Consider the following 19,343-nt stretch of genomic DNA (forward strand, 5'->3'; position numbering starts at 1 on the left):
CATATGCCTTTTAATTTAATTCGCAAAAGTCTCTGCCAAAGGGAACGAAATATATTAAGGTCTTTTCAAAATTTAATTTTGTAAGCGATAACACTTTTTGCTTCGAATTTATTGATTTATTATTATATAATAATTTATAAAGAAATATTTTACAAACAAAGGGGGAATTAACCATGTATCAAGTGGAGCGTTTAAAGATAAATTTCAAAACAGTGGAGGAATTTAAAGTATTCAAGGAATACGGTCTTCAGCAACTATCGATGTTTGAAGATCTTCAAGCAAATATGATCGAAAATAACTGTGAGTCACCTTTTTATGGTATTTATTATGGCAATAAACTTGTAGCCCGAATGAGCCTGTATAAACGATGTGAGAAAAATAATCAGTATTTTGGTTCGGACCAAGAATATATAGAGCTGGCTAAAATTGAAGTATTACCGGAGTATCAAAGGAAAGGGCTCGGATCAACTCTCGTTACCTACGCCAAAAGTCTCGGACTGCCAATAAAAACAATTGCCAGGATAAAATCAAAAAATTTCTGGGAAAAACATGGTTTTTTTCCGGTCTCTTACAAAATAGAAGGCGAATCTAACAGTACGCTAATGATTTGGCTCCCAAACGGCGAAACAGGGGAATTTGCCAAAATTAGTTAAATGTTTTCTTCGGTTCATTAACTTGGAATCCAAAAGGAACGGAAGGGATTTCCCCTTCCGTATTATTTATCTTTTATCATATCAATGTTTCCGTTTATGTCCATTTGGAATTTCATTTTTTCCTCTTGGTTTTCTTCCTTTAAAGCCAATTTCCTTGCTTTTTCCATGATTGATAATAATGCTAAGTAATCATCTTTCAATAAATTAATTTCCTTCTTCATCTTTTCATTTTCTTCCTGTGTAGCTTTTAGTTTCTTCCTTAAATCATCTCGTTCTTCCTTATACTTCTTTAATTCGTCTACAGATGTATCAAATTGTATCTCTTTTTCTTTTAATCGTTGTAAAAATGAAATGACTTGCTCAATCGAGAGTATGCCGTTCAATTCAGCTTCATTGCCTTTTATTTTTTTCTCACCATCCACTTGATGTGAATCAAAAACATCCTGACTCTTTTTCTTTAGTTCTTTCCTCTGACGTTTTGCAAGTTCAATTCCGGTTTTATATTGTTTCCTTACTGAAGAGTTCCAGCGAAAACCACAGGCAGCCGCAGTTCTGCTCAATTTTTTTCCGACTTCTTCAAAAGCTTTTAATTGTGTGCTACCTTCCCTTATATGGCGTAATACAACTTCCGCTAAAAGTAAATCTTCATCTTTTGTCCATGCATCTTGACGAACAGTTGTCATCTTTTACCCTCCTCGTGTATCAGAAATATAAAATTACATATTTTTGTAATAATATATGCACATAGTAGAAACGATAGACTTCTTAATTATTCTATTAAGCAGGTCCAAACGGAGGGAAATTTCCACACGAGGTATTTTGGTAAAAAAAAAAGAAGCTACATAAATATGCAACTTCTTTCTTTAGGCTTAAACGTCGATAACTTCTTTCCCTTTATAAGTTCCGCATTTTGGGCAAACATGGTGAGCTTTTTTCATTTCACCACAATTTGGGCATTCTACCATACCCGGAACTTGTAGTTTATAATGTGTCCGGCGCAGACGTTTTCTTGTTTTTGAAGTTTTTCTAAATGGTACAGCCATATTTACACCTCCTTAAAAGGATGAATTCATTTGTTTGAGTTTTTTTGATTAAATAATTTTGCCAATTCTGCGAAACGGGGATCTATTTTTTCTTGTTTCTCCTGATCAGCTTCCTGAATAAATTCCCAATCTCTTCCAGAACTGAATAACGAAGAAACATCTTCCTCTTCATTATATACTTGCATGGGAATTTCAACTAAAATTAATTCTTCAATTACGGGCGTTAAATCGATCATTTCCCTATGGATAATATGCAAATTTAACTCGGAATCTTCATTGTATTCAGCTGTTTCGTACATAAAGATTTCCGTACTTTGAATATCAATAGGGAATTGGACATCTTCAAGTGTACGGGTACTCGGCAAAACCAATTCACCTTTAATATGTAAGTGAAAAGTGACTTTTTTTGAATCAATTTCCGCAGTACCAAACACTTGAATGGGTGAAATGGTACGAATTTGTGGATCTCTGTTTTTTAAAGATTCCAGATTCACCATTTCATTAAATGTTAACCCTTTATTTCGGAATTTTTGTAATTGCATCATTGACCACTTCAATACGATCACCCCAAGGCAACAAAGGTTATTATAGCCTGCAAAAAAACATTTGTCAATATTTTTTCTTTACAGTCTTGCATTGAATCCGGATATTATTGATAATAAATATAAGTGTATCATGACACCGGTTTTTTCATCTAGTTTCTGCATTTAAAACATTTTGATACATAAGAAAAGCAGGATGTCCGAAGTCAGACAATAAAATAAAACCATTATATTCACTTGTACCTTATGCTGTCAAAAAAATGAACAATACACAAAAAGGAGGACATATGATCAGTGCAGGAATTATCGTGGAATATAATCCTTTCCACAACGGACATTTATACCACTTACAACAAACACGAAAGAAAACAAATGCTGATGTCGTTATCGCCGTAATGAGCGGACAATTTTTACAGCGTGGGGAACCTGCTCTTGTATCAAAATGGGCACGTACGAATATGGCTTTAAAGGCCGGCGTGGACTTAGTGATTGAACTTCCCTATACTTTTTGTACACAAAAAGCCGAAAAATTTGCTGAAGGAGCTGTTTATCTCTTAACAAGTTTGCAAGCTGATTTTATTTGTTTCGGCAGTGAATCGGGCAATATTGATACGTTTACAAATACGATTAATTTTATATCAAATCATGAATCAGATTATAATCGATTCATAAGACAATTCATGAACGAAGGAGTAAGTTATCCAAAAGCAGCTTCACTTGCTTTTCAACAGTTAGCACCATCCCGGGACTTACTGGATTTATCGAAACCAAATAATATATTAGGTTATCACTATGTAAAAGCTTTACAAGAGATCGGAAGTAAAACCGTCCCCATGACCATTGAACGAATACATGCAGGGTACCATGATCAACAATTGTCATCGGCAAAAATATCCAGTGCAACTAGTATTCGAAAAACATTGGCTGAGAACAGGACACTTGACCACATTCAAAGTCATATTCCTGACACAACTTACCAAGAATTATCAACCTTTTACCAAAAATTTAACACCTTTGCCTTCTGGGAAAATTTTTGGCCATTTCTAAAATATCGGTTTTCTCATAGTGAGCCGAATGAATTAAAAGACATTTATGAAGTCGAAGAAGGGATGGAATATCGCCTTATTCGTTTTGCACAGGAGGCAACCAGTTTTAAAGATTTTATGGAAATGATTAAAACAAAGCGTTACACTTGGACAAGACTACAAAGGGCTTGTGTCCATATTTTAACAAATACGAAAAAGGAAAAAATGAGAAACAAGTTTCCCGAATATATACGAGTGCTCGGCTTTAATCAGCTGGGAAGACAATATTTAAAAGAAAAAAAAGAAAGGATATCGCTCCCGATTATTTCAAACCTTTCACAGGCTGATCGAAAAGCGGTCCAACTTGACATAAAGATAAGTCAAATTTATTCCTTTGCTTTTGGTAACAACGGTCAAAAAATTATGGAAGAAGAGAAAAAACAATTCCCGATTATTGTTGAATAGCTTTCAAGAACAAGAGGGATGGTATGCCCCACCCCTGTAAAATCCGATATAAAACTTGGATTGAATGGTCCACATTATTTTTTTGCTTCTAGTTTTTCTAAATACGCTAAGGCATCGTCAATTGTATCAACGGGAACGATTTTCATTTTTGTATCGATGTCTTTGGCTGTTTTTTTCGCCATTTCATAATTTGAATTTCTAGCCCCGTTTTCATTTGGTGCAAAAAAGATCTCCGCTCCCTCCCGATCAGCAGCAACAATTTTTTGCTCAATACCGCCAATCGGACCAACCGTTCCATCCGAAGAAATCATACCTGTACCGGCAATACGGTAACCTTTTGTAATATCTTCTTTTACTAATTGGTTGTAGATCTCCAGCGAAAACATTAAGCCTGCAGATGGTCCGCCAATCTGTTCCGTATTTATTTTCACTTCGGGGTTTGTTTTTACATCTTTGTCTTCCACTAAGACAATTCCTATGCCGGGTTTCTTTGTTTCCGACAATTCTGCAATTGCAACGGTTCTTGTTAATTTTTCACCATTTCGAAAAAAAGTGACGGAAATATCATCACCAATTTGTTTTCCTTGTATATAATTTGTAAATCCTGTAGATGAATCGAAATTTTGTTCGTCAATGGCAACAATTCGATCACCCGGTTTCAAAATTCCATCAGCAGGCATCCCCTCTTGTACACTTAAAACATAAATACCGTTCATGGTGACATTGACTTCTTTTCCCGCCTTTTGAAAAGCGACTTGTAATGCGTTTTCTTGTGAATTTTCCATATAATAGGATTGACGGACTTGATATTCTTCATCTGTCTCGTTCTCTAAACGGATGGCATTTTTTGGTTCCAACGAATAATACTTTTTCATCTTTGCCATTACGTAGGAAATGACGTTTGCTTCCCCCATACGAACGGTTGTTAGCATAAACTCCCCTTCTTCATCATATCCACCTTGAACATCGATAATTTCATCGAGAACTTGTGCCATCCCCGGACGTGTTACATAGTATGGTAAAGGATAAAAATTTATAAATAAAATAATGATTAGTAAAATGAATAGACTGATTTTCTTAGTTTTTTTATTCACTCGTATGACTCCTCCCACATACCAATCATCTGCTTGATTTTCGGTATTACTTTTTCTGTTGCTTCCTCCCCTTTTAAGATCAATTCATCAATATCACTAAATGCATAAGAACTGTATTTTTCAACAGGCGGACGAATGTAAATATCCGATTGTAGCGCACGAGCTTCAGCCAATTCAACTTGCATAATATCGATGCTTTGTAAAATAACATCATAAATAGTTATAATCTCCGCATTTTTTTTTAAACCTGCGACATCAACGGCAATGACCAGATCTGCTCCCATTTCTTTTACAACCGAAACCGGAACCCGGTCACTTACCCCGCCGTCAACTAAAAGACGTCCTTGGTACGTTTCTGGGATAAAAATACCAGGAATGGAAATACTTGCACGAACTGCTTTCGCAACATCGCCGGTTCTAAATATAACCTTCTCCCCGGTATGGAGGTCAGTTGCAATAATGGCAAGGGGTAAATTTAAGTCTTCGATACGTTTTTGATAAGTAAAAATGCGGATGAATTCCTTTATTCGATTTCCTGCAATAAAACCTAGTTTTGGCATTGTAAAGTCAATAAAATATTTTCGCTTAAATTTTTGAGAAACACGTACCATTGTATCGATATTTTGTCCTGATGCATAAAATGCCGCTACCAATGAACCAATGCTGCTCCCGGCAATCATCGAAATCGGAATGTTTTCCCTCTCCAATACCTTCAAGACGCCAATATGGGCGAGACCCCTGGCACCGCCCGATCCTAATGCCAGACCGATTTTCGGCACTGCCATCTTTCATCCCCCAATTTTTCTATTAAGAATTTGTATAAACAACATATTATGAGTTATTCACCTATTATAGAACAATAATTAATGAAAAACCCAACCCGGTACAAAGCAAAAAATTTTATTCTTTTTTTCCTCAGTTATTCATACATTATTGGAGTAAGGATGGACAGGCAACAAATTCAATTTTATTCATTCATTTTATCACAAAATTTATGTTTATAAGGAGAATTTTTCGACCTAATAATTTTTGTTTTGTATATAAACTTTTGCTTTTCATAAAGAAACTAAGTTGCCCGCTTTATACTCAAGGAGGGAAACTAATGAACCGTTCAAGACTAAAGACATTTCTTCTCGCTTCCTCCGCCATTTTTTTAGCCGTTGCACTTATTTCTCATCCAAAAGAATCATTAAAAGCATCTATAAAGGGATTACACACTTGGTGGGAAGTTGTTTTTCCTTCCCTCTTGCCATTTTTCATTATTGCTGAATTATTAATTGGATTTGGTGTAGTAAAATTTTTGGGTGTACTGTTAGAGCCCTTTATGAGACCGATTTTTCGCGTTCCGGGCATTGGCGGGTTTGTTTGGGCGATGGGAATGGCTTCCGGAAATCCTGCTGGAGCCAAATTTACGGTACGTCTGAGAAATGAGGGCAATATTACCCAAATTGAAGCAGAAAGATTGGTTGCATTTACCAGTTGTGCAAATCCCCTGTTTATTTTTGGTGCGGTGGCGGTTGGTTTTTTTCAAAATCCGTATCTTGGCATTATTTTTGCCATCTCTCATTATCCCGCAAATATTTTCGTCGGGTTGGTCATGCGCTATTACGGGATAGGAGACAAAACGAGGAATAAGGAAGAAAAAACCTTCTTTTCTTTGAAAAATGCATTCCAATCTATGCATGAAACAAGATTAAAAGATAATAGACCTTTTGGCACATTATTAGGAGATGCAGTAACGTCTTCCATACAAACCTTATTAATGATCGGCGGTTTTATTATCTTATTTTCGGTAATTAATACATTATTGTCATTAACAAATATTACTGATGTTCTTGCAACAATTATTAAAATATTGTTTGTAATCCTTCATTTACCTGAAGCATTCAGTATACCATTTATTTCCGGATTATTTGAGATGACAATCGGCAGTCAATTAATTAGCGAAGTAAAAAATGCCCAGCTACTGCAACAAGCGATTGTCGTCAGTTTCCTGCTTGCATTCGGTGGATTTAGTATTCAAGCACAAGTAGCCAGTCTATTATCCCAAAGTGACATTCGTTTTTCTCCTTTTTTATTTGCCAGACTTTTGCAAGGTATATTTGCTTCTTTAATTACGTTCATTATTTGGGAACCAGTATATGAGAATGGTTTAACAGGACAAAATAATTCAATGCCGGTATTTTTAAATTTCGACAACGATGTATATTTACATATTTTACAATTTTTTACGGAATACGGACCCATAATCACAATTGCCTCGTTATTTATTTATGTAGTCATTTACGGAAGAAGAGCATTCAGGTAACATTCCATAACTTACGTACTCGGACGACCCAATAATGCGTTTTCCTAACCGGAAAAGCTTTATTAAAAAAGAAACTTCAACAGGGTATTTATATTTTTCGACCCAACTTGAAGTTTCTTATCTGATTATTTTTTTGAAAATTTATGTTTAAGTGCTTTATTGACTACCGGTGGGACGAGATCGGACACATCACCACCATATTTCGCCACTTCTTTTACGATACTGGAACTCAAAAAGGAATAACTATTATCAGTCATAATAAAAAATGTATCAATATCCCGATCCAATTTTCGATTCATCGAGGTAATTCTCATTTCATATTCAAAATCAGTTACGGCTCTTAATCCACGTAAAATTACTTTCGCATTAACACTTCTGGCATAGTCTATTAAAAGCCCGTTAAAGGAATCAACGATAATATTAGGTATATCTTTCGTTGATTCTCGAATCAGTTCAAGTCTCTCATCGATTGTGAATAAAGTGGATGTTTTTTCAGAGTTATTTAATACACAAACATACATTTTGTCAAATATAAATGATCCCCTGGTAATAATATCAATATGTCCGTTTGTAATCGGGTCAAAACTACCCGGGCAAACTGCAATTCGTTCCATTAATTCTCCTCCTCAACATCTTTCCTGTGGTAGAGCGAAATACTGATCGTACCGTATTGTTCTTCTTTATTTTTTTCGAGCAAATGTACAGTAGCCGGGAGTTCCCGCTCTTTTCGATGCTCACATACAACAACACCGTTTTTTTCTAAAAGCTCGTGTTTACTGATTATCTCCAATATTGCAAGATATCCATCGCTATGATAGGGCGGATCCAGCCAGATTACTTTAAACTGAATATTCCGCTGGATAATTGCTTTCAAAGCTCTTTTCCAATCGATTTTATAAACTTCTGCATTTGCTTGAAAACCACAAAGATCAATATTCTTTTTGATGGTTTGGATTGCTTTCGCATCACGGTCAACAAAAATGACTTTACTTAACCCTCTGCTAATTCCTTCTATCCCCAACCCGCCACTACCGGCAAATAAATCAAGTCCATATCCTTGTTGAAAATATGGTCCAATTATATTAAAAATAGATTCTTTCACTTTATCGGTCGTCGGTCTTGTTGACTCACCGGGGACCGCTTTTAATATTCTTCCCTTCTGTCTACCTGATATGACTCGCACACGATCACCTTATCGTTCAAATATTTTACGTTATTCATCCTATCATAAATAGATGAGAAATACTATGTCTAGGATTATCTTTCATTGAAGAAGCTGTTGTTCCCATCCAGTGATCCATCCTCGATATATAAAAAGAATAATTTATAAAATTTGTATAAGTTATCCTATTTTGGTCATAATGTAAATGACAACATCAAACGTTAGATGTTGTTGCCAACCGCGGAGAAGACTTACGTTTCCCCATAAGTTCTTCCTCCGGTTTCTCCTCTCCCTTTGCCTTCACTCACGAAGAGTTTGAAGGAGCCCTGCAGAAGTTTACTGCAGGGTTATTTTTTATAGTATAAGAAAGTATAAAAATACAAGCAATTAACTTGGGATTAGTTTTATTGTCTAGCTACGAGCGCTTTTCTTATGTTACCTTATAAAAAATTGGTTATTCTGATGATTGATTTCAATACGAAAGACTTTACGAAAAAACTCTTTTTGTATATAAAATTCATTGTTGATTTTTAGATACGGTAATTTTTCGCGCATTGTCAGCAAACCATATTGTTCCTCATTTATTAGAAAAAAGTCTTTATTATCATAAAAACGAAATGTCGTTTTCCCATTGGTTATAAAAATTTCATCTTCAGATATCTGTTCAAATTGATAATTTAAATTTTCTATGATTGGCCGAATTGGAAAATAATAAACATCGTCCATCCAATACACGCGATAATTCTCCAACTTGTGATTTCTCACATAAATCGGTTCATCAGTAAAAAAATATAAAGGACTCACTGTTTGTTCAATTGCAATATCCTGAAAAAAGCTTGTTTTTAGCCCCTTCAATCGACCTAATAATTGATCAATTTCAGCTAAAGAAGTGAACTTTTGATCGGTTTGAAGAATGGATGAGATAAATATTGAAATTTCATTGTTCGACAATTTATTTTTAAGTTCATCATAAATTTTTGCTTTCACTTCATCAGTCGATGGTTGTTCGGTTATGATTCCAGCCAAAATATTCATCACCCATTTTTCTTCATCTTTACCTGCCCAACTATTTGATAACAAAAATTGCTCTACCCATATAGAAGATAATACGTTTTGATCAATCTCAGGATTTTCAATAATTAATGAGACAGACTGTAGTGGATTTATTTGCTCCGTTAAAATAACAGCGGGAAACTCCTTATCATGCTTTAATCCTAAGTCAATTGAACTGGTCAATAGATTTTGATCAGTTTTTCTATCTGTATATAAAGGAATCTTTTCTCCTATGTAAGTATAGAATAAAGGTGCTTTTTGCCAATATAATGGAATATCAACACCTTTTCTTTCAAATACATAATATTGTAGTTGATCAAGTACTTCATGATAAGTCATTGGTGCACCCGCAGCCCAACTTCCAGCCATATTTGTCAGCTCACTAATTTTCACGATCGTGTTAACTATTTCTACACCACTTATTTGTACCATCCAATTTTCCAACAAAAAAGCTTGATTATCCGGATTCGTGTTAATTTCATATTCAACGGTCAAAGTGTTATCTCGAACAGCTATACTTTTATTTGTCTCATTCCAAAATTCCATATGCGGGAATGTGAAATTAACTCCTGCTTCAGGTAATTTTAGTAAATAAGTATGGTTTTTCAAATTTTGAAGGGTCTGTTTAATCTTTAATTTCCCGGAATCATGAACAATTTCAATTTGCTGTTTGACTGCTAAATGATCGTCTTGATCCGTTCCTTCTCTCCATTTTGTCCATTGGAAGGCGGCTAGTATAATGATGATTAAACTTAAAATAATGATAAATAACGATCTCGTTTTATGCTTTATTGGCATTGATTATCCCCCGGCATTGATCTTAATAGACAAAAGAAGTTTGTAAAGAAAAACTGGCGTCCGAGTCATTAGGCTATTCATGACGCGTAGTTCGCTGAAAAAAATGTAAAGTTTTTTCAGTTGCGATGTTTTCCTTCGAAGCATTCCCTATGCGCTTACTTAAAAATTAAAATTTCCCACGGCATCGAATTTAGCAGCCTTGCTGGTAATTTATACTTTTTTAGTGTGCAAAAAAAAGAAGCTGTCCCATGAGCCTGAGAAAGCCTCGATATTTTTTCATATAAAGAAAACTCGGCGACTGCCGAGCCTTTAGGTGAGAGCAGAGCCGTAGTTCAGCGAAAAAACATTTTCGCTTGCGAGGTAATGCTACCGAAGTCTTTCTAGTCACCGAAAAAATATAAAATTTTTTCGGCTGCGATGTATTCCCGTGAAGCTTTCCTTGTGCACTTATGCGTTAGGAAAGTAGAAATTGAAAAATTTTTACTTTACTATTAGCTAAAAAAACTAGCTGACCAATGAGATAAAGTATCCGGAACATACGATCTCTTTTCAAACCCGGAAAACAGTAGCGATAAACCGAGTGGTAAGCCCGCTTTCCCACTTTGAATGTAGGTTTCCCGTAATATTAAAATCCAATTTTATAATCGTATTCTTTCGCTTTATCAGGTCTAGTATTTTCAAAATCCGTTTTTAAAAAAGGTCGATAAGAAGGTTCCACCTTTTTAACAAAGGGAAAATTTTTAAGCTTATCCATAATGATTTCAATTTCTTCCTGATTACAATAAAGAACAACATATTTTAATCTCTTCGAAATATAGTGGATGTTTCCGTATTTCCTAAGATTTTTTGCCGTCTTTATATTATATAGCCAAACAATGATCCCTTGTCTTTGCCCAAACATATCATTATCTCCTACTTAATTTTTTCTCTACAGTTATAGTTATGCACTGCAGCCGCAACTTCCACCCGTTGAACATCCACCAGATGCCTTTCGTGTATCAAAAAACGGGCTTCCGGTTGCAACCTTGACACTATCTGAAACGGATCGACCAATAATGATTCCAATCTCATCGAGTAATTGTTGCAAAGCATTCTCAGCCAATTTAAACTTGGCCACATTTTCGTCCAAATCCATTTCCCTCTTTGCCAATCGGACGTTTCTCATAACGGTTTGATAATCCGGGTGATATCTGCCAAACCTTTGTACTTCTTCATACTGTTCTTTTAGTTTGATAAATTTATTTATTTTATTTTGTGTTTCGCGATTTGTTTTCATCATATATAAACATTGTCGATATTCATCTGCTATATCACTATTTATAATCATCTTGGCAATATCTTCAGCCATATCAATAATTTGAACTGATTCTAAAGTAGCAAACATAACCTGCACCTCCACCTACTATAATATCATAGGCGAAAAGAAAATAAAATCACTTAAATTTATTGTATTAAAGCATTCATAATATTAAAACAAGGTGAAACTTCAAACAGTTTGATTCGATGTCTTCCGCTGATTGTTCGGTTAAAAAAAACCAGGTAGAAAAAATAAGGATTAACTGATTTTAAATCTGTTAATCCACTTGATTCATTGACTGGATCATCGACAACATCATTGTAGCAAATTGGACTCCGTTTGAAATTTTATTCATCCGATCCGGTAATGTTTTTTTATAATATTTTAAGGCGGTTTGTTCAAATTCTTTAATGGCATTTGGATTCCTTGATAATTTTTTATACCATATTGGTTCATTCCGTATAAATTGCTGCCATTCCTTCTTACTTTTTATTATTTGATATAATTCTGTTCTCATTTCCGCCCCCCCCCCGACTAATCTTTTCTAAACGAAAACGGATGTCTTCTTCTCCATTGCTCTCCGTTTCCTTCCGGTTCGGCTTTATTTTGATTTGTATCCCGTATTTGTCCCAACAATTGTTGTACGGAATCAATGGCTTCACTCATTTGTCCTAAATAATGTTGCAGCTGATTAACATCCATATTTTTTAAATATGTGATCAGTTGATTAAAGATGGCATTTTTTGATTCATTGTTTGACTTTGTTTCTTCTTTTATTGCAGTCGGTTTACCGGTTTTAGTATATTTTGCCCATTTTGGATCATCTTCCCCTAATAAATACCATTCTTCATATACTTCTTGCCAAGTCTTCTTTCCGGTTCTAACTTCTTTAATAAGTTCCGGGTGTTTTTTTACAAAATTTTTAAATTGCTCAACGGATGGATGCAGTGATTTCTTCACCATAGGTTTCACCTCTTTGTATTCCTCAATATAATCTATGTATGATTAAAGAAAGATGAAACCTATAAACGTGATTTTTATCCCAATCCATATCACACTCCATAATTATTATTGTTTTTCTTACGGGAAAATCCTGGAATTATGACAAAGTATATTTAAGCTACCTGAAACCGGAAAAATGATTTTTACCAGATTATTTTGTAAAAAAAATGAGAGCAATTATTGCTCCCACGATCTTTCTATAAAGTTTTGCGTATAATATTTTCGATAAACACCTACTCCGATATGGGTAAAGTCCTGATTGAGCAAAGTTTCCCGATGTCCTTTACTATTTAACCAACCACTTACGACAGCAAGACTATCTGTATACTGGTATGCAATATTTTCTCCTGCTGATTCATAATAAATATTTTTTTTACTTAACCGATTAGCAAGATCACCATATTTTTCGGAGTCATGGGAAAAGGTTTCTGTATCGTACATATCCTGACTATGTTCATAAGCGACTTTCCTCGTTTCCTGATCCCAACCTAACTCGGAAAGGTTGAAATTTTTCCGGACTAAGTTGGTTAGTTCATAAATCTGTGTTTCTGCAGCCGAATCAGCTTGATTCCATTCTTCATCTGTTAAGGGCTCTTGTTCAACAAGTTTCCCCCGATATGACATATCATAAGGGCGTTGCTTTATTAATGTATCACCATCCATAAACCGAACAAATAACAATTTTCCTTCAAAATGATCAAAATATAATTGTGCATAAATATTTCCAAGCGAAATCAATGGTTTTATATTTAAATCATCTTCAAACAATTCAAAACGATATACACCATCTTCATTTTTAAGCTCAATCTCCGGTTGCATTTCTACTTTTTTATATACGGATTCAAGATTTTCTCCAATCTGAAACGGTGTTACATCAATGCCTGGAGTAGCAACGGCTATTGTAACTACTTTTTCCTTGTCGACACCTACCATCATATATTTACCGTCTTGATTATAAATCCACCATGTATATCCATGATAAGACGGCTCCTGTCTTGAAGGTTCTCCGTATTCTTCTTGAAATGTATGAAGTGATTTACCAATATAGGTTGAAATTCCCGCTTTCGGTCTTTTCTGTTCCACTTTTTCGCTAGAATCTTCTTGGACAATATTCAAACTTTCATTTTCTACGATTTTCTTTTTATCATCTACCAAAACTTTATCACGTGAATAAAATTGGTTGAACCATATTCCGATCACTAAAATAATCGTAGCAATAACTAAAATTCTAACTAAGCTTTTCAGAGGACTTCCCCCCTTGCCTTACTTGTTCTATTTATTTTATTTATATGTATCATAATAAATAATAGAATCATTCTACTAAAAATTCACCTGACTTTTTAAAGAATAAGCTGAATGAAGTAAAAGTGCAGGAAGCGATAATTTTCATTTTATTATAACATTTTTTAAAAACATTTTAAAAGGAGCTGTATAGAATCGTTTAAAGATAATCACGCCGAATTAGCATCCGCACTAAAACCCTATACTTTATCAACTCTTATCAGCAAGTCTTGTCCCCACCTCAAAACTCGCGTTGATCATTATGCGGAAGATGAAACTGCCCATACGTGGATTTGTTAAACTTTCCTACTAGTTTAAATAAATTCCATTAATTTTATTGAAAGTCAACTTATTTTCAACTATTATGATAATGATGGGGTTTACCGTTTGTTAACTTATGTAGGAGGGAGAAATTATGTATATTGAGAACACGGGGTTAGAACATTTGCAATTGGATCTAAATACTCTGGATGAAATTTTACCAGAATACGGTTTAATTCGTGCCGGACAATGGGATTACGAAAGAGTAACATACGACCGAAAAATAGTTATTAATAATAATGTATATTATTTAAGAGTACAAGGCTATGCTGTTTCAGGAGATGTTGGTGCCCATGATGCAATCATCCAATTGAAAGTACCAATTCTTGGAAAGTATTACTATCCACATGGTGTGGAGTATGGAGAAGATGAAAATTTTCCAAATGCATTAGTTAACGAGTGCAAAGAAATATTACTGGCAGTCAAAGAAGAACTGGAACCGCTGGCACTAGCTATAGAATCCTAAAGGGTAACAAAGGATCGCCTTACCAATAAACGGTAGCGATCCTTTGTTTAAAAGCCAAGAATTGCTTTTATTAATGATGTTGTTTCTCCTCCGGGGTAAAGAACATATAGAAGAATATAAACAACTACACCGGTTATGGCAGTGAAAAACCAAACAATACTTGTTATCGGACCTAACTTTCGATGCTTGTCCAAAATTTTCTTCCACCCAAGCCATATCGTACGAATACCAAGGATGGCACCAATTGTAGCCAATATAATATGAAATATCAAGAAAATCGTATAATAAATTTTTATATGTTCCGGTCCCCCAAAAGAGGTGTTACCGATAAAAACGGTACGGCTCGCATAAATAGTGAAAAAAAGAACCGCAAATACCGCCGCTGTAATCATCATCTTTTGATGAAGATTAATTTTTCTTTGTTTGATAAAATACCAGCCAATCGCGACAAAAATCGCACTGATTACAATACATAAAGTACTTAAAGTCGGTAAAAATGCAAGATGTCCCATAATCATACCTCATTACTAAACGAAATTTTAACATATTCTAAACTAAAAATTTACTTATGGACCATTACCGGGGATCGGAAAAGAATCGGTTTCTTCTTGTTCTCTTTTGTACCAATCCATCATAATTCGATATAAAATCACGCCATAAATGATTTCCTGCAATATTTTCATAACTACTCCGCCGGTTTGCTGATCATACTGTGCCGACATTAGATTGAACATCTCCGGACCAGATAATTGCAAAGTTGAGATAACATCTGCCGGTACACATAAATGCAGCGACTGCACCCAAGCTTCTATATTCGTATACGTTTCATACATGGGCGTATGATTAAAAATAATCAAGGCACATGCCGGAGTAATTAATATACTGTCTGCAAATAAATAGCCGACCTTTTTCAAACCGGATAAACGTTTCTCCGTTTCAACTTTATTGATGAGCGGCCACCACATGAAAATGGCAAATAGAAATAAAATGCCTGTATACAGAGCATGGTACCATATATTCGTTTTCACTTGATCAAATATTAGTGGTATATGGTAAAAAGAGAACATGCCGTTGAAAACAATCAAGGCAATCAACGGTCTCGTAAAAAAGGCAAAAACTTTGTTAATTACCGGTAGAGAGAGCAGTTTTTTCCACATCCATACCGGAACACTTGTAATAATAAGTTGCGGAATCAGCAAATATAAAAAAGCCATTTGTATCATATGAAAGGTAAACATAAGATGGCCAAGTAGATCAATCGGAGACCCTTTAATGATATATAAAAATAGCATGGTAAAAATAAACAGAGTGCCTTCTTTTTTTGTTAATAATTCCGAACCTTCAAACCGGTGGCGTTGTTTTTTGGCAACATAAAAAAATATAAGTGTCAAGACCAAGAGAAACAAAAAGAAATAAGGACTCCATAATGCCCGAAAACCAAACTGCTCTAGTCTAAACAACTGCCTACACCTCGATCGATCGCTACCCTTTTATATATTATAACTTTATTCATTTACAGTAGCGAATAATTGAATTTGACAACTTTATGACATAAATGTGATTCTTCAAATTTTAATATTATTTTTAAGAAAAGCGCAGAGCGCCCGCTAAGCGACGTACAAACTGGAGCGCCCCGCAATGAGATAAAGGAAACACGGCGAGGGACGAGCCGATGTTGACTTATCGTAGTGGAGGGGAGTGAAGTTTGCTAGTCGCTGGCGCTTGGAGCTAGACAATAAAACTAATCCCAAGTTATTTACTTGTATTTTTATACTTTCTTATTCTGTTAGAAAGGCTTTGAGTTGGACAATAAAAACTTAATCAAAGGTTTCCACCAATTTTTTTACTTTTATTCTGTGGAAAAAGGGGAGGTCATTGACGAAATAAATCCATTCCACATTTTTTTCTAACCTTTTTTATCAGAAATCCAATTGTGGTGTCCATGGATATTATAGTCTTGACCATCCCCTTATATTTTTTACCACCAAATAATTGTTACAAAAGCCAATACAGTGACAAAAGCAATGATCACGGCCGAATACATAAAGAACATCGGTAACTCGTGTCCTTTTTGACTTGCGTGCATGAAATAATAAAGCTGAAAACCAACTTGAATAACCGCCAACAGCAAAATAAACGGAATAATAAATTTGACTGAAAAATCACCGGTTCCGACAGCAATAAATGCAACAATCGTTAAAAATATCATCAATGCAAAAGTAATAACTTGAACCTGCATTTCCTTGGCGCTTTTTTTTCTACGATAGTCATGGTGTGCACGAAGATTTGGATTTTTCACTTGTTCATTTTCCATGTTCATCCCACCTTACCTATCAAATAAACAACTGTAAAGATGAAAACCCATACGACGTCGATAAAATGCCAATACAAACTGGCTACGTAATATTTTGGTGCATTATATAAGTTTAATCCCCGTTTGGCATTTCGAACTAACAAAGCAATTATCCAACATAAACCAAATGTAACGTGTGCTCCGTGTGTTCCAACTAACGTATAATAAGCTGAACTAAAGGCACTTGAGCCAAAAGTAAAATGATATTCATGAACATAGTGAGTAAACTCATAAATTTCTAAAGCCAAAAAGCCGGCACCTAATAAGACCGTAATGACAAACCAAGCCTGCATTTTTTTAAAATGATAATTTCGCATATGGTAAATGGCATAAACGCTCGTAATTGAACTTGTCAATAAAATCATTGTCATGGCAAAAACTAAAGGCAAGTTAAATAGATCTTTCGCCAGTGGATGAGAGCTGTCGGGTACTGAATCCTTTAACGCCAAATAAGTAGCGAAGAGGGAAGCGAATAAAACCGTTTCCCCCGCCAGAAAAAGCCAAAAACCGAGGAATTTGTTTTTTCCTTCTAATGTTTGGGTTTCAGGATGATCCGGCCAATTCAAAGGCGTATATCTTTCTTCTGCATTCATCCCACTTTCCCCCCTTTATCATCTTCCAACAAGTCTTCTTTATGAATATGATAGCCGAAATCGTCTCGTAACGAACGAATTAACATGGAACCAAACGTGATACCTAAGCCAATAATCAATACCGGTAATCCCCAACTTTTCCCGTCGCCAACCGAATTTAACGGATTGTACATAGCACCAAAAGCGGCTACAAACAATCCAAGACTGATGAAAAATGGAATTATCGAATTATTTGGCATGTGGATATCTCCTAATGGTTCAGCAGGAGTTAATTCCTTTTTGCCCTCCATTTTCTCCAACCACCATGTATCTAAACCTCTTACTAACGGTGTTTGTTTAAAATTGTAGAAAGGTGGCGGTGAAGCAATGGCCCATTCCATAGTTCGCCCGTCTTCCCACGGATCAGCACCCACCTTTTTATTTCTAATTGAAGTTATTACAACATTAAATAATAAAATAATTACCGCAACAGCCATAAGCATAGCACCAATTGAACTAATTAAGTTTCCAAGTTCAAGTCCCTGTCCGGGTAAAAATGTTGCAACTCTTCGCGGCATTCCCATTAAACCGAGAAAATGTTGGATAAAAAACGTACAATGGAAGCCAATGAAAAATAAAGTGAAAGTAACATATCCCATTTTTTCGCTTAGTTTAGTTCCAAACATCTTTGGCCAATAAAAATGAGTCGCTGCCAAAATTCCGAATACAACACCGCCTATAATGACATAGTGGAAGTGTGCAACAATAAAGTACGTATCATGTAATTGATAATCGAGAGGTGCCACTGCCTGCATGACCCCGGTAACCCCACCGATAACAAAGCTGGGAATGAAGCCAAGTGCATACAACATTGGCACAGTAATTTTAATACTGCCACCCCACATCGTTAATAACCAGTTAAAGATTTTAATCCCGGTTGGAACTGCAATGGCCATTGTCGCAATAGCAAAAATCGCATTGGCAACATTTCCTAACCCGGTTGTAAACATATGGTGTGCCCAAACCATGAACCCTAAAAATCCGATTAAAACAGTCGCAAACACCATGGATGAATAGCCAAATAAACGTTTCCTTGAGAATGTTGGAATAATTTCAGAGAATATGCCAAAGGCCGGTAAAACTAAAATATACACTTCCGGGTGTCCGAAAATCCAAAAGAAATGCTCCCAGATAATTGTATTTCCACCCATCGTAACATCAAAGAAGTTACTGCCAAACAAACGATCAAACATTAATAAGAATACACCGATTGTCAACGGCGGAAATGCTAAAAGGATAAGTGCTGATGCAATAAATGTCGTCCAAGTAAATAACGGCATTCGCATAAATGACATTCCCGGTGCCCGCATATTAATAATTGTCGCCAGAAAGTTAATTCCGGATATTAGCGTGCCAAAACCGGATATTTGTAAACCTAATGTATAGAAGTCAATGCCATGCCCTTCTGATCGTAGCGATAACGAGGCATACGATGTCCACCCCGCATCAGGAGCACCACCCAAAAACCAGGAAAGATTTAAAAACATACCCCCAAAGAAAAACAACCAAAAGCCAAGTGCATTCAAAAACGGAAATGCAACATCTCGTGCACCGATTTGTATTGGAACCACCGCATTCATAAATGCAAATAATATTGGCATGGCCGCAAGAAAAATCATCGTCGTTCCGTGCATTGTCATGATTTCATTAAATAATTGTTCGTTAACAAAATTATTATTTGGTTTCATTAATTGAATGCGGATGAACAGTGCCTCTATTCCACCGAGCAGGAAAAAGAAACCACCTGTACCTAAATAAAGATGTGCAATCTTTTTATGATCGACAGTTGTTAAATATTCCCAAACAGAGGCGCCTAACCCCTTTTTCACTGCGACGCTACTCACGGTT

22 protein-coding genes are annotated in these 19,343 nt (G+C 35.5%); 4 read left to right on the top strand and 18 right to left on the bottom strand.

Features of this window, described 5'->3' with window-relative positions:
* The first annotated feature begins 173 nt into the window (after nucleotides 1-173).
* Nucleotides 174-653 (top strand): N-acetyltransferase, encoded by a 480-nt coding sequence (locus LIZ98_RS01225; protein WP_108897889.1) that lies wholly within the window; start codon nucleotides 174-176, stop codon nucleotides 651-653.
* A 62-nt stretch (nucleotides 654-715) separates the two neighbouring features.
* Here LIZ98_RS01225 and LIZ98_RS01230 read toward each other — a convergent pair whose 3' ends face one another.
* The 3 genes from LIZ98_RS01230 to LIZ98_RS01240 all read right to left on the bottom strand — a co-directional run bounded on the left by LIZ98_RS01230 (nucleotide 716) and on the right by LIZ98_RS01240 (nucleotide 2,262).
* Entirely contained in the window at nucleotides 716-1,336 is a 621-nt protein-coding gene (locus tag LIZ98_RS01230; RefSeq protein WP_108897888.1) for an RsfA family transcriptional regulator, read from the bottom strand.
* Between the two features lie 186 nt (nucleotides 1,337-1,522).
* Nucleotides 1,523-1,696 carry a 50S ribosomal protein L32 gene (gene rpmF / locus LIZ98_RS01235; RefSeq protein WP_034769587.1) on the bottom strand — a complete coding sequence of 58 codons (174 nt, stop codon included), beginning with the start codon at nucleotides 1,694-1,696 and terminating at the stop codon, nucleotides 1,523-1,525.
* A 26-nt stretch (nucleotides 1,697-1,722) separates the two neighbouring features.
* Complete coding sequence (locus LIZ98_RS01240; protein ID WP_227091138.1) at nucleotides 1,723-2,262, bottom strand: YceD family protein; 540 nt, start codon at nucleotides 2,260-2,262, stop codon at nucleotides 1,723-1,725.
* Between the two features lie 263 nt (nucleotides 2,263-2,525).
* Here LIZ98_RS01240 and LIZ98_RS01245 point away from each other — a divergent pair, with 263 nt between their 5' ends.
* On the top strand, nucleotides 2,526-3,728 hold the full coding sequence (locus LIZ98_RS01245; RefSeq protein ID WP_227091137.1) for a nucleotidyltransferase: 1,203 nt from the start codon (nucleotides 2,526-2,528) through the stop codon (nucleotides 3,726-3,728).
* 74 nt (nucleotides 3,729-3,802) lie between these two features.
* On the opposite strand, the gene LIZ98_RS01250 is transcribed toward LIZ98_RS01245, so the two are convergent.
* Together LIZ98_RS01250 and LIZ98_RS01255 are read right to left on the bottom strand one after the other, a co-directional pair.
* Nucleotides 3,803-4,822, bottom strand: a complete 1,020-nt coding sequence (locus LIZ98_RS01250; protein ID WP_227138699.1) for a SepM family pheromone-processing serine protease — start codon at nucleotides 4,820-4,822, stop codon at nucleotides 3,803-3,805.
* Entirely contained in the window at nucleotides 4,819-5,607 is a 789-nt protein-coding gene (locus tag LIZ98_RS01255) for a patatin-like phospholipase family protein (protein ID WP_227138698.1), read from the bottom strand. Before LIZ98_RS01255 ends, LIZ98_RS01250 begins: the two co-directional genes overlap by 4 nt.
* A gap of 317 nt (nucleotides 5,608-5,924) precedes the next feature.
* Here LIZ98_RS01255 and ylbJ point away from each other — a divergent pair, with 317 nt between their 5' ends.
* On the top strand, nucleotides 5,925-7,130 hold the full coding sequence (gene ylbJ / locus LIZ98_RS01260) for a sporulation integral membrane protein YlbJ (protein ID WP_227138697.1): 1,206 nt from the start codon (nucleotides 5,925-5,927) through the stop codon (nucleotides 7,128-7,130).
* A gap of 125 nt (nucleotides 7,131-7,255) precedes the next feature.
* Here ylbJ and coaD read toward each other — a convergent pair whose 3' ends face one another.
* From coaD to LIZ98_RS01300, 8 genes are all read right to left on the bottom strand, one after another.
* On the bottom strand, nucleotides 7,256-7,744 hold the full coding sequence (gene coaD / locus LIZ98_RS01265) for a pantetheine-phosphate adenylyltransferase (RefSeq protein WP_034769578.1): 489 nt from the start codon (nucleotides 7,742-7,744) through the stop codon (nucleotides 7,256-7,258).
* Nucleotides 7,744-8,313 (bottom strand): 16S rRNA (guanine(966)-N(2))-methyltransferase RsmD, encoded by a 570-nt coding sequence (rsmD, locus tag LIZ98_RS01270; protein WP_227091132.1) that lies wholly within the window; start codon nucleotides 8,311-8,313, stop codon nucleotides 7,744-7,746. Before rsmD ends, coaD begins: the two co-directional genes overlap by 1 nt.
* Before the next feature lie 414 nt (nucleotides 8,314-8,727).
* Nucleotides 8,728-10,143, bottom strand: a complete 1,416-nt coding sequence (locus LIZ98_RS01275) for a hypothetical protein (protein ID WP_227138696.1) — start codon at nucleotides 10,141-10,143, stop codon at nucleotides 8,728-8,730.
* A 625-nt stretch (nucleotides 10,144-10,768) separates the two neighbouring features.
* Nucleotides 10,769-11,044, bottom strand: coding sequence for a YlbG family protein (locus LIZ98_RS01280; RefSeq protein ID WP_034769555.1), 276 nt, complete (start codon nucleotides 11,042-11,044; stop codon nucleotides 10,769-10,771).
* A 39-nt stretch (nucleotides 11,045-11,083) separates the two neighbouring features.
* Nucleotides 11,084-11,527 (bottom strand): YlbF/YmcA family competence regulator, encoded by a 444-nt coding sequence (locus LIZ98_RS01285; RefSeq protein WP_041848630.1) that lies wholly within the window; start codon nucleotides 11,525-11,527, stop codon nucleotides 11,084-11,086.
* Between the two features lie 190 nt (nucleotides 11,528-11,717).
* Nucleotides 11,718-11,957 carry a YlbE-like family protein gene (locus LIZ98_RS01290; protein WP_041848631.1) on the bottom strand — a complete coding sequence of 80 codons (240 nt, stop codon included), beginning with the start codon at nucleotides 11,955-11,957 and terminating at the stop codon, nucleotides 11,718-11,720.
* Nucleotides 11,958-11,974: 17 nt separating this feature from the next.
* Nucleotides 11,975-12,403: a YlbD family protein gene (ylbD, locus tag LIZ98_RS01295; protein WP_227138695.1), complete on the bottom strand. Its 429-nt coding sequence runs from the start codon at nucleotides 12,401-12,403 to the stop codon at nucleotides 11,975-11,977.
* A 216-nt stretch (nucleotides 12,404-12,619) separates the two neighbouring features.
* Complete coding sequence (locus LIZ98_RS01300) at nucleotides 12,620-13,597, bottom strand: CAP domain-containing protein (RefSeq protein ID WP_227091130.1); 978 nt, start codon at nucleotides 13,595-13,597, stop codon at nucleotides 12,620-12,622.
* A 541-nt stretch (nucleotides 13,598-14,138) separates the two neighbouring features.
* Between LIZ98_RS01300 and LIZ98_RS01305 the strand changes: the two genes are divergently transcribed.
* Nucleotides 14,139-14,510 carry a YugN family protein gene (locus LIZ98_RS01305; RefSeq protein WP_034769544.1) on the top strand — a complete coding sequence of 124 codons (372 nt, stop codon included), beginning with the start codon at nucleotides 14,139-14,141 and terminating at the stop codon, nucleotides 14,508-14,510.
* A 47-nt stretch (nucleotides 14,511-14,557) separates the two neighbouring features.
* Here LIZ98_RS01305 and LIZ98_RS01310 read toward each other — a convergent pair whose 3' ends face one another.
* From LIZ98_RS01310 to ctaD, 5 genes are all read right to left on the bottom strand, one after another.
* Nucleotides 14,558-15,022 (bottom strand): DUF420 domain-containing protein, encoded by a 465-nt coding sequence (locus LIZ98_RS01310; protein WP_034769541.1) that lies wholly within the window; start codon nucleotides 15,020-15,022, stop codon nucleotides 14,558-14,560.
* A gap of 54 nt (nucleotides 15,023-15,076) precedes the next feature.
* Nucleotides 15,077-15,970, bottom strand: a complete 894-nt coding sequence (ctaG, locus tag LIZ98_RS01315; RefSeq protein ID WP_034769539.1) for a cytochrome c oxidase assembly factor CtaG — start codon at nucleotides 15,968-15,970, stop codon at nucleotides 15,077-15,079.
* A gap of 518 nt (nucleotides 15,971-16,488) precedes the next feature.
* A complete protein-coding gene (gene ctaF / locus LIZ98_RS01320; protein WP_227138694.1) occupies nucleotides 16,489-16,824 on the bottom strand; it encodes a cytochrome c oxidase subunit IVB in 336 nt (111 codons plus the stop codon).
* Between the two features lie 2 nt (nucleotides 16,825-16,826).
* Nucleotides 16,827-17,456, bottom strand: a complete 630-nt coding sequence (locus LIZ98_RS01325) for a cytochrome (ubi)quinol oxidase subunit III (protein WP_034769536.1) — start codon at nucleotides 17,454-17,456, stop codon at nucleotides 16,827-16,829.
* Nucleotides 17,453-19,339, bottom strand: a complete 1,887-nt coding sequence (gene ctaD / locus LIZ98_RS01330) for a cytochrome c oxidase subunit I (protein WP_034769534.1) — start codon at nucleotides 19,337-19,339, stop codon at nucleotides 17,453-17,455. Before ctaD ends, LIZ98_RS01325 begins: the two co-directional genes overlap by 4 nt.
* Nucleotides 19,340-19,343: the final 4 nt, after the last annotated feature.

The organism is Caldibacillus sp. 210928-DFI.2.18, assembly GCF_020554505.1.
Lineage (GTDB): Bacteria > Bacillota > Bacilli > Bacillales > Caldibacillaceae > Caldifermentibacillus > Caldifermentibacillus hisashii.

Bases quoted from the DNA above. Each gene is read 5' to 3' on its own strand.
- LIZ98_RS01225 (WP_108897889.1), top strand. From the start codon at position 174: ATGTATCAAGTGGAGCGTTTAAAGATAAATTTCAAAACAGTGGAGGAA.
- LIZ98_RS01230 (WP_108897888.1), bottom strand. From the start codon at position 1,336: ATGACAACTGTTCGTCAAGATGCATGGACAAAAGATGAAGATTTACTT.
- rpmF (WP_034769587.1), bottom strand. From the start codon at position 1,696: ATGGCTGTACCATTTAGAAAAACTTCAAAAACAAGAAAACGTCTGCGC.
- LIZ98_RS01245 (WP_227091137.1), top strand. From the start codon at position 2,526: ATGATCAGTGCAGGAATTATCGTGGAATATAATCCTTTCCACAACGGA.
- LIZ98_RS01255 (WP_227138698.1), bottom strand. From the start codon at position 5,607: ATGGCAGTGCCGAAAATCGGTCTGGCATTAGGATCGGGCGGTGCCAGG.
- ylbJ (WP_227138697.1), top strand. From the start codon at position 5,925: ATGAACCGTTCAAGACTAAAGACATTTCTTCTCGCTTCCTCCGCCATT.
- coaD (WP_034769578.1), bottom strand. From the start codon at position 7,744: ATGGAACGAATTGCAGTTTGCCCGGGTAGTTTTGACCCGATTACAAAC.
- LIZ98_RS01275 (WP_227138696.1), bottom strand. From the start codon at position 10,143: ATGCCAATAAAGCATAAAACGAGATCGTTATTTATCATTATTTTAAGT.
- LIZ98_RS01280 (WP_034769555.1), bottom strand. From the start codon at position 11,044: ATGTTTGGGCAAAGACAAGGGATCATTGTTTGGCTATATAATATAAAG.
- LIZ98_RS01285 (WP_041848630.1), bottom strand. From the start codon at position 11,527: ATGTTTGCTACTTTAGAATCAGTTCAAATTATTGATATGGCTGAAGAT.
- LIZ98_RS01290 (WP_041848631.1), bottom strand. From the start codon at position 11,957: ATGAGAACAGAATTATATCAAATAATAAAAAGTAAGAAGGAATGGCAG.
- ylbD (WP_227138695.1), bottom strand. From the start codon at position 12,403: ATGGTGAAGAAATCACTGCATCCATCCGTTGAGCAATTTAAAAATTTT.
- LIZ98_RS01305 (WP_034769544.1), top strand. From the start codon at position 14,139: ATGTATATTGAGAACACGGGGTTAGAACATTTGCAATTGGATCTAAAT.
- LIZ98_RS01310 (WP_034769541.1), bottom strand. From the start codon at position 15,022: ATGGGACATCTTGCATTTTTACCGACTTTAAGTACTTTATGTATTGTA.
- ctaF (WP_227138694.1), bottom strand. From the start codon at position 16,824: ATGGAAAATGAACAAGTGAAAAATCCAAATCTTCGTGCACACCATGAC.
- LIZ98_RS01325 (WP_034769536.1), bottom strand. From the start codon at position 17,456: ATGAATGCAGAAGAAAGATATACGCCTTTGAATTGGCCGGATCATCCT.